The 6,774-nt window shown below is 50.0% G+C and carries 6 protein-coding genes and 1 pseudogene; 4 read left to right on the top strand and 3 right to left on the bottom strand.

The features are described from left to right. Nucleotides 1-295 (bottom strand): annotated as a pseudogene (locus Q0231_RS14315) (hypothetical protein); the annotation flags it as partial. Beyond that, a complete protein-coding gene (locus Q0231_RS14310) occupies nucleotides 292-1,557 on the bottom strand; it encodes a cytochrome P450 (protein WP_299348457.1) in 1,266 nt (421 codons plus the stop codon). The pseudogene Q0231_RS14315 and the gene Q0231_RS14310, both read right to left, overlap by 4 nt. Before the next feature lie 162 nt (nucleotides 1,558-1,719). Here Q0231_RS14310 and Q0231_RS14305 point away from each other — a divergent pair, with 162 nt between their 5' ends. Beyond that, on the top strand, nucleotides 1,720-2,514 hold the full coding sequence (locus tag Q0231_RS14305; protein WP_299348454.1) for an alpha/beta fold hydrolase: 795 nt from the start codon (nucleotides 1,720-1,722) through the stop codon (nucleotides 2,512-2,514). Nucleotides 2,515-2,525: 11 nt separating this feature from the next. Next, nucleotides 2,526-3,620, top strand: coding sequence for a Zn-dependent alcohol dehydrogenase (locus Q0231_RS14300; RefSeq protein ID WP_299348451.1), 1,095 nt, complete (start codon nucleotides 2,526-2,528; stop codon nucleotides 3,618-3,620). Here the strand turns inward: Q0231_RS14300 and Q0231_RS14295 are convergent. After that, nucleotides 3,617-4,288 (bottom strand): GntR family transcriptional regulator, encoded by a 672-nt coding sequence (locus Q0231_RS14295; RefSeq protein WP_299348448.1) that lies wholly within the window; start codon nucleotides 4,286-4,288, stop codon nucleotides 3,617-3,619. The genes Q0231_RS14300 and Q0231_RS14295 overlap by 4 nt on opposite strands. A 231-nt stretch (nucleotides 4,289-4,519) precedes the next feature. Between Q0231_RS14295 and Q0231_RS14290 the strand changes: the two genes are divergently transcribed. Next, nucleotides 4,520-5,815 (top strand): glutamine synthetase family protein, encoded by a 1,296-nt coding sequence (locus Q0231_RS14290; RefSeq protein WP_299348445.1) that lies wholly within the window; start codon nucleotides 4,520-4,522, stop codon nucleotides 5,813-5,815. A gap of 280 nt (nucleotides 5,816-6,095) precedes the next feature. Further along, on the top strand, nucleotides 6,096-6,774 hold a 679-nt coding region (locus tag Q0231_RS14285), incomplete at its 3' end, for a Hint domain-containing protein (protein WP_299348442.1).

Genomic DNA, 6,774 nt, shown 5'->3' with positions numbered 1-6,774 from the left:
CGTCAGGATAATTGGTGCCATCTGGGCTTTCTTCGAGCTTTATTGAAACGCGCAGCTGCTCGTCTGTCGATCCGGAAATTGAATACTCTCGCTTCAACGTTTCACCACCTGGACCTGCTGGTACTTCAAACACCAAATATTCTCCGGGGACAAAACTCAGTGTTTCTTCGGATTGAGGTTTGAGCCAAAAACTCTTGATGATCGAGGACTCATTTACAATCCGGGTAACTCGAAAGGCCCGCATAGCGGGTGACGAGATTGGCACAAGTTGATGTGCTGAGGTTAAGGCATTCATTTGCTGGCTCCTGGGGTTCCTGTCACAGTGACATGCAAATGCTCAATGCCATTCACGAAATTTGAATGTACATATTCAGGCTTTTCTTTGATCTCAAATCCCATATTGCGCTTCAGAATTTCTTCGAGCAAAACCCGCAACTCAATCCGCGCAAGGCCTGCGCCGAGGCAGGTGTGAACACCCCCGCCACCGTAGCCGGCGTGGGGCTGTTTTGGTCGATCAATATTGTAGGAAAGCGGGTCGTCAAAACGACCTTCGTCGAAATTGGCACCCGCATACCACATAACGACCTTTTCCCCTTTTTTGATTTTGGTGCCCGATAGTTCGGTGTCTTGTGTTGCTGTGCGACGGAAATACAAAATAGGAGAAGCGTAGCGAACAATTTCTTCAACCGCGCCTTCCATCAAATCTGGATTTTGTTTGAGATTCTCAAAGACCTCAGGGAATTGAACGATTTGCAGCACCAAGTTGGACATAGCCGAGCGTGTTGTTTCATTGCCGGCAAAAATCAACAAACGGAAGAAGTTGGTGTATTCGGCATCGGTCAGTTTTTCACCATCGATTTCTGTGTGAACCAATTTCGAAACCACATCGTCCTTAGGGTCCACGCGGCGTTTTTCGCCCAGCTCGCGCGCATACTCAGATAGGGCAAAAGCTGCAGGACTGTTAAACGGCAAGAGGCGCAGTGGAATAGTGTTGCCATAGGCATTCGGGTCCAAAGGCTTTGCGGAGGTGCCAGCGACCAGATGGTCCGTCAATTCAATCATATAGTTGCGGTCTTCTTCGGGAACACCAAGCATGTCGCAGATTATGCCAATGGGAATAGGCTTTGCCACACGATCAACCCAGTCGCCGCCACCATCTTTGATCAAGTCGTCGAGAAGCTTTGACGCCCGTTCACGCACAATTGGTTCATAGTCTCGAATGTTGCGCGGAATGAACCCCGGGTTGACCAAGCGACGCAGCCTTGTGTGGGCAGGGGGGTCCATATCAATCATGGATGCGCGAGCCTCTAGCGCATCCTCATCAATTGTGTAGATTTGAATATGACCAACCCCGGAGCTGTAAATCTCGGGGTGACGCGAAACCTCTGCCACATCCTCAAAACGACCAACGCACCAAAAACCATCACCTTCTTCGCCGATGGGATTCCACACCAGGCCGCTCGTCGAACGCATGTTGGAAAATACCTCGTGCGGTATCCCATCATCAAACAAATGCGGATCATTTAGGTCGGTTTCAAAAACTGGTTGATTGGTCATAGCCATCCCTCAAAAATTCCTCTGAATTCTGTATACAGAAATTCATGTATGCTGTATACGAACAAATTGTAGAGGGGATTTTTACAAAAAGTGGACGAGTGTAAGTTGCTGTAGTTGCAGCGATTATTCTCCATTTAAGGCGTGATGAAAAGGGGAGAACTTATGAAAAATACGACAGTCGATGGTGTGTCCTGGCTTGAAAGCGGCACAGGATCACCCATCATATTCTTGCACGCAATGGCCGGTTCAAAGACCGCTTGGCGGCCGCAATTTGAGCGTTTTTCCAAAGCGTACAGATGCATTGCCTGGGACATGCCAGGGTTTGGTATTTCAGCGCCGTTAGCGGACAATGCCCGCATGCAAGAGGTTGTTGCGGCGCTTCACCATTTTGTCACGAAAACGCTGGGTCTGGAAAAAGCCCACTTTGTTGGTCTTTCCGTTGGCGGAATGATTTTGCAGCATTTTGCTGCGGTCTATCCCCAACATATGACGTCGATGACGATTATGGATAGTTCGCCAAAATTCGGTTTGGGCGGTGATGCGGATCCAAAAGAGTTTACCCATTCAATTTGCGAGCAGTTGGACAGTGACGTTTCAGTGGCGGAGTTTAGCGCCTCAATGATCAATGCCATTGTTGCACCGGACTGCAGGAACACAGTTCGACAAGAAGCGATTGGCGCCATGTCTCGTGCCACAAAACAGGGCCTGAAGCTGACGACGCATCTGATTGCTGAGCACGACGCGCTAGCAAAGCTAAAGGCCATTAACGTGCCCTCGCTTGTTTTGGCAGGTGCGTTGGATGCCGAGACACCGCCGGCCTATGCCGAACGCATTGCCGCAGAGTTGCTCAACGCGCGAGCATCTATCATTCCAGACGCCGGACATATTGCCAATTTGGAGAATCCAACTGCTGTAAACGCACAACTTGCAACGTTCTGGCAAGAGCTAGAGGACTAGGGGGACACACTATGAAAGCTGCAATTTTCAAACAAGCGGGTCAGCCGTTAGAAATTGAAGAGATTACATTGTCCAATCCGGGGCATAATGAAGTGTTGGTTGAAGTTGCGGCAACAGGACTTTGCCACACAGACTTGCACTTCATGGACGGGCATTTGCCTGTGCCAGCGCCTGCTGTTCTGGGGCACGAAACCGCAGGCATTGTGCGCGCAGTAGGGGCTGGGGTGAGCTATTTGCAGCCCGGCGACCATGTTATTGGCTGTTTGTCCGCTTTTTGCGGATCTTGTCATCAGTGCCTTTCTGGACACCCTTCGATTTGTGAAGATCAAGCGTCCATCAACCGTGATGACAAAGAAGAGCCGCGCCTGATGCAGGCGGGCAGTTTTGTCCAACAATTCATGAACCTATCAGCTTTCGCTGACCATATGTTGGTGCATGAACATGCGCTGGCCAAAATCGACAAAGCGATGCCATTAGACAAGGCCGCTTTGATTGGTTGTGGGGTCACAACGGGCATTGGTGCGGTCATGCGCACTGCAAAAGTTGAGCTTGGTTCGAGCGTCGTGGTTATTGGCTGTGGCGCCGTTGGCCTGAATGCAGTGCAAGGCGCGCGAATGGCCGGTGCGCTCAATATCATCGCGATTGATATCAATGCCGATCGATTGGCGATGGCGAAGAAATTTGGCGCAACTCACGTCATAAACTCCAAAACTGCCTCGCCAGTGGATCAGGTTATGCAGATAACGCTGGGCAAAGGGGCTGAATATGCGTTTGAAGCCGTTGGTTCACCTCAATTGGCGCGCGACGCGTTTATGATGTTGCGCAAAAACGGCACATTGGTGTTGATCGGGCTTATGTCACAAGACGCGGAAGTGTCGTTGCCTTTCATGCAGTTTATTGCCGAACGGCGAGTTATGGGGTGCGATATGGGATCGAACCAGTTCCGAACCGATATGCAGCGGTTGGTGGCGTTCTATTTGGACGGTCGTCTCAATCTTGATGATATGCTGACCGGACGGATTCCGTTGAATAAAATCAATGATGGCTTTGATGATATGCGCAAAGGGCATGGCATTCGCACCATCATTGATTTTTCGGTTGGTTAGGCCGCTTCTTCCGCCAATGCGCTAAGTTGCAGATCCAGGCCGTCGTTGATGTGTGCTCGCATAGCCATTTCAGCGGCGGCAGGGTCGCCAGCCTTTAGCGCATCACATAGAGCCTGGTGCTCGCCCAGAGACTTTTCCAGTTCATGTTCTTTGATCGTTGCGAACAAATGGAATGAAAACCCTCGGTTCCACATCTGGTCAAACATATCGAGCAAATAGCGATTGTTTGTTCTTTCAACAAAAGCGCGATGGATGTTTTTGTTCGCATCATAGAAATCTGCAGCTGTTTTCAGTTCGCGCGTTTCTTCAAGTGTTATTACAGCTTCAATCTGCTTAAACAGCTTCTCATCGCCGCTTTCGGTCAAAAGCCGTGCTGCATATCCTTCAATAGCGGCGCGCGTGTGGTAAATCTCATGAACTTCTTCAAGTTCAATCTGCCGGATAATGAAGCCGCCACGACCAGATAGCGTTAGAATGCCTTCTTGCTCTAATCGCAACAAAGCTTCGCGGATCGGTGTGCGGCTGATCTCAAGTTCTGCCGCCAGTTTTTCCTGAACCAGACGCTGATCCGGCGAAATCTGACCCTCGTGGATGGCATTGATGATCTGTGTATACACTTCATCAGCAAGTCGAATTCTTGGAGCATTAATCTTTTTGAATGTTGCCATGTCTGCCGCCTTGCCAATTTCTTTGTATACAGTTGCCATAAGACAAGCAGTTGCTCAAGCCAACCGCATTCGAACCAACTTAAATTACGAATAACGAACAAAAAATAAGTTCAAATACTAATTACATGCATAAAACATAACATTATCTGTTCGAATTTGATATTATGAAACTCTTGCATACTGAATACAAAAATGCAAAATTTCTGGAAAGACAAAAGGGGAGAGAGACCTTTGGGGTTTTCAGATTATACTTTGCCAGAGGGAACGCACACTATTGTGTTGGGCGTTGGCGATGTTAACGGCTTTATGCGCGGCAAGCGCATTCCCGCAACGCAATGGGAGCGCACGTGCAACGATGGCAATGCCATTATCGCTGCGCTCTTTGCAATGGACATGACCAGTGATGTCTGGGACACGCCATATTGCAGTTTCGATAACGGCTATGTGGACATGCATATGTTCCCATCTCACGTGCCCGTGGCGTCACCTTGGGAAGAGGGCGTGGCAATTTGTATGGCGCGCGCTGAGGGGCTTGACCATAAGCCCGTGCCAATCGATCCGCGCAACGCGCTTATTGCGCAAGTCGAACGCGCGGCCAAAATGGGCTATGAAGTTCAAGTCGGCACAGAGCTAGAGTTCTATTTGCTGGATCCAGAAACCGGCAAGCCGACATTCTCTGGCAACCAAGTTTATGGCATCAACCGCATGGCGGAAATGGAGCATGTTCTTGGCCCGATCCGTGAACATTTGAATGCACTAGGCATTCCTATTGAGCAGTCGAACCCAGAATATGCCGCAGGGCAAGTTGAGGTGAACATTCGCTACGGAGAGGCTTTGAAGGCAGCCGATCGCGTTGTGCTTTTCCGTGCGATGGTCAAAGAGCTTGCGCTTAAGCATGGCTATCTTGCTACATTTATGGCTAAGCCGTACATCGATCAAAGTGGCAGCGGGTTTCACACGCACTATTCATTGTGGAAAGACGGCAAAAACCAATTCGCAACCAACAAAACGATCAACAAAACCGGCTTGGCATTCTTGGCCGGTTTGCAAAAGCGAATGGCGGAAATGTCTTTGGTGACATCAATGACGCCAAACGCTTATCGCCGCCGTCAGCCCTATACATTTTGCCCCATGAACGCCAGCTGGGGATATGATAACCGCACGGTTGGATTGCGTGTGATTGATGGATCAGACACGGCAGTGCGTATTGAAAAGCGCGACGCTTCCGCCGACTGCAATCCATATTATTTGTTGGCATGTGAAATTGCGGCTGGTCTAGATGGAATTGAAGCTGGTCTGAAACCTGGTCCTCATATCGAGGGCAACGCATATGAAGATAGTAATGATGAGCCTTTGCCATTGTCCCTTGATGAGGCTGTGCGACACGCAAAACAGTCTCAGTTTATGCAAGACGTGGTGGGCAAAGACCGGCTAGCCGTGATTGTAAAACAGGCGGAACGTGAAATTGAATTTGTGAATAAGCAGGTTACGCAAGTGGAGACCGACCGCTATCTGCACAATTTCTAATGTTTTAGTTGTCAAATTCAAGCATAGAGCGATCTCAGGTATAAGTATCTGAGATCGTTTGTTTATATTTGGCAGTTCCATTGTCGTAATAGTTCGTTGTGTAAAATTAAGTTACGATACATAACAGTAAACTGCCAAAAATATCGCTTTTATTGCGACTTTCAAACAATTATCTTTGAATATGTACACAAGTGATGTGTAAACCGCCGGCCGACGTCGTTGAATGTTGGGGGCGGTGAATATTTGCATCAATTGAAACGATGCAAAGGGGGAGGATCGATTGAGCAGTATCGGTATGGCGCAAAGCGAAACTGCGCGCCGCCAAAGGGTAGGGCGCGCCATGGCAACCTATACCGTTGAAGCATTCCGCTGGTCCGGCACCGGATATAACTCGCTTTATAACACGTCCTACACCGCGGTGATGACGGACAATGATCCGAACTATCAAGGTTCGGGCGATGGCGGGGAGACCGTGTCGATCAATGGCGGCACTGCGGGATCAACCTCCAGTGCGCCCTATGCGATTGACGTCAGCTTTACCGACACCTTGGGCAATCCCCATGTCGAAACCTTTTATTTCTTTTACACAACGGCCTCGCCGGCGGGGTGGTACTTCGTGCCTGCGCCCGGCTCTGCCTTTACGGTTGGGGCAACGCTGGGCAGCTATCAAAGTCACACCACGGGTTGGGCCTATTCTTCGATCGTTTGCTTTGGCGAGGGCACGTTGATCGAAACCGATCAGGGCCCCGTGCCCGTTGAAACCTTGCAAGCTGATGCGCGCATCGCGCTTGCGGGGGGCGGCTTTGCCGCGCTGCGCCTGAACCTGCTCAGCCCGGTGACGCGCGAAGAAATGGCTGCCCATGACAATCTCAGACCTGTGCGAATTTGCGCAGGAAGTTTGGGCGAGGGCCTTCCACGGCGTGATCTACTGGTGTCGCGCCAACATCGTATGCAGGTCA

Origin of the sequence: uncultured Maritalea sp. (assembly GCF_937139385.1) — a bacterium.
Taxonomy (GTDB): Bacteria; Pseudomonadota; Alphaproteobacteria; order Rhizobiales; family Devosiaceae; genus Maritalea; species Maritalea porphyrae_A.
Note: the sequence above shows the minus strand (reverse complement) of the source record. Positions and strands in the feature narration are given on the sequence as shown.

What these genes read in the sequence shown, in the direction of transcription:
- Q0231_RS14305 (WP_299348454.1), top strand. Translation starts at nt 1,720, where the DNA reads ATGAAAAATACGACAGTCGATGGTGTGTCCTGGCTTGAAAGCGGCACA.
- Q0231_RS14300 (WP_299348451.1), top strand. Translation starts at nt 2,526, where the DNA reads ATGAAAGCTGCAATTTTCAAACAAGCGGGTCAGCCGTTAGAAATTGAA.
- Q0231_RS14295 (WP_299348448.1), bottom strand. Translation starts at nt 4,288, where the DNA reads ATGGCAACATTCAAAAAGATTAATGCTCCAAGAATTCGACTTGCTGAT.
- Q0231_RS14310 (WP_299348457.1), bottom strand. Translation starts at nt 1,557, where the DNA reads ATGACCAATCAACCAGTTTTTGAAACCGACCTAAATGATCCGCATTTG.